Origin of the sequence: Clostridium sp., from assembly GCF_029258205.1 — a bacterium.
Taxonomy (GTDB): Bacteria; Bacillota; Clostridia; order Clostridiales; family Clostridiaceae; genus Sarcina.
In genome coordinates this window covers 1-2,055 of sequence record NZ_JARHZJ010000054.1, presented here as the reverse complement: position 1 = coordinate 2,055, position 2,055 = coordinate 1, and the positions used below count along the sequence as shown (strand labels likewise).

Below are 2,055 nucleotides of genomic sequence, written 5' to 3'. Positions count from 1 at the left end.
GGAGGGATAAGTTAAGATGAATATATTATTAACTGGTGGAATTGGATATATAGGAAGTCATACAATAGTAGAGTTATTAAGGGATGATAATAATTCTGTTGTTGTTATTGATAATTTAGTAAATAGTAGAAAAGAAATTAAGGATATAGTTGAAAAAATAACAGGAAAAAATATAAAGTTTTATGAAGGTGACTTAGTAAATTTTGAAGATATAGACAATGTTTTTAAAAATGAAAAAATAGATGCTGTTATACACTTTGCCTCTCTTAAGGCAGTAGGAGAGTCAGTTGAGAAACCTTTAGAATATTATAATAACAATATTATTGGAACTTTAAATCTTTTAACAAGCATGAGAAATCATAATGTTAAGAAATTTATATTTAGTTCTTCAGCCACTGTCTATGGAGATAGTGAAATAGTGCCTGTACATGAAGGGCTTCAAGCAGGATTTGCAACAAATCCATATGGTAGATGTAAGGCTATGACAGAGGATATTTTAAGGGATATATATGTATCAGATAATTCATGGGATATTGTACTTCTTAGATACTTTAATCCAGTTGGAGCTCATGAAAGTGGATTAATAGGGGAATTACCTAATGGAATACCAAATAATCTTATGCCTTATGTTTCAAAGGTAGCTGATGGAGAATTAGACTATGTAAGAGTATTTGGAGATGATTATAACACTCCAGATGGAACTGGGGTAAGGGATTATATACATGTTGTTGATTTAGCGAAAGGACATGTAGCTGCTATGAAGAAATTAGTAGATGGTTCTGGAGTTAGTGTATATAATTTAGGAACTGGACAAGGATATTCTGTATTAGATATAATAAAAGCTTTTTCAAAGGCATCAGGTAAGGAAATACCTTATAAAATAGTAGATAGAAGAGCAGGAGATATTGCTATAAGTTTTGCAGATCCATCAAAGGCAGAAAAGGAGCTTGGATGGAAGGCAGAGAAGAACTTAGATGACATGTGTAAAGATTTTTGGAAATGGCAATGTGTTGGAATGAAAAACTTTAAATAAATTTCATATTAAGATTTATTTTTAGTTAGTTTTGATTTTAAAATAGCCTTTTAAATCTAATTTAATTTCGCAAATAGTTGATATTAAGATGGGTTTTACAGGTATATTTCAAAATCAAAGGAAATTTAAATTAGAACTTAATATTAAAATTTTGCTTTACAAGGGGATAAGAGAATGAATAATAAAATAAGAAAAGCTATAATACCAGCAGCAGGTCTTGGTACTAGATTTTTACCAGCAACAAAGGCGCAGCCTAAGGAGATGCTTCCAATAGTCGATAAGCCAACTATTCAGTACATAATTGAAGAAGCTATAGCTTCAGGTATAGAGGAAATACTTGTTATTACAGGAAGAAGTAAAAAGGCTATTGAAGATCACTTTGACCGTAATGTGGAACTTGAAATGGAACTTGAAAAATCAGGAAAAACAGAACTTTTAGACTTAGTTAGAGATATATCAGATATGGTAGATATTCATTATATAAGACAAAAGGAACCAAAGGGACTTGGACATGCCATCCATTGTGCTAAGACTTTTGTAGGAGATGAGCCTTTTGCAATATTACTTGGTGATGATGTAGTTTATAATGATGAAAAACCGTGCTTAAAGCAATTAATTGATTGTTATAATGAATATAGAACTAGCGTATTAGGTGTTCAAACTGTTCCAGAAGAAAATGTTTCTAAATATGGAATAGTTGATGGAAAACACATTGAAGGTAGAGTTTATAAAGTAAAGGGTTTAGTTGAAAAACCATCAAAACAAGAAGCGCCTTCAAATGTTGCTATATTAGGAAGATATATAGTAACTCCAAGAATATTTGATATTTTAGAAAATACAAAGCCAGGAAAAGGTGGAGAAATCCAATTAACAGATGCTCTTTTAGAGCTTATGAGAGAAGAAGCTATGTATGCTTATGACTTTGAAGGAAGAAGATATGATGTGGGAGATAAACTTGGATTTTTAGAAGCAACAGTTGAATTTGCTTTAAGAAGACCAGATCTTAGAGATGGGTTTATTGA

Annotated in this window: 2 protein-coding genes; both read left to right on the top strand. The window is 31.1% G+C overall.

Going from position 1 to position 2,055, the window contains the following annotated elements; all coding sequences use genetic code 11:
* The first annotated feature begins 16 nt into the window (after window positions 1-16).
* Complete coding sequence (gene galE, locus Q1J60_RS07485; protein ID WP_300375241.1) at window positions 17-1,033, top strand: UDP-glucose 4-epimerase GalE; 1,017 nt, start codon at window positions 17-19, stop codon at window positions 1,031-1,033.
* A 174-nt stretch (window positions 1,034-1,207) separates the two neighbouring features.
* On the top strand, window positions 1,208-2,055 hold an 848-nt coding region (galU, locus tag Q1J60_RS07480), incomplete at its 3' end, for a UTP--glucose-1-phosphate uridylyltransferase GalU (RefSeq protein ID WP_300375239.1).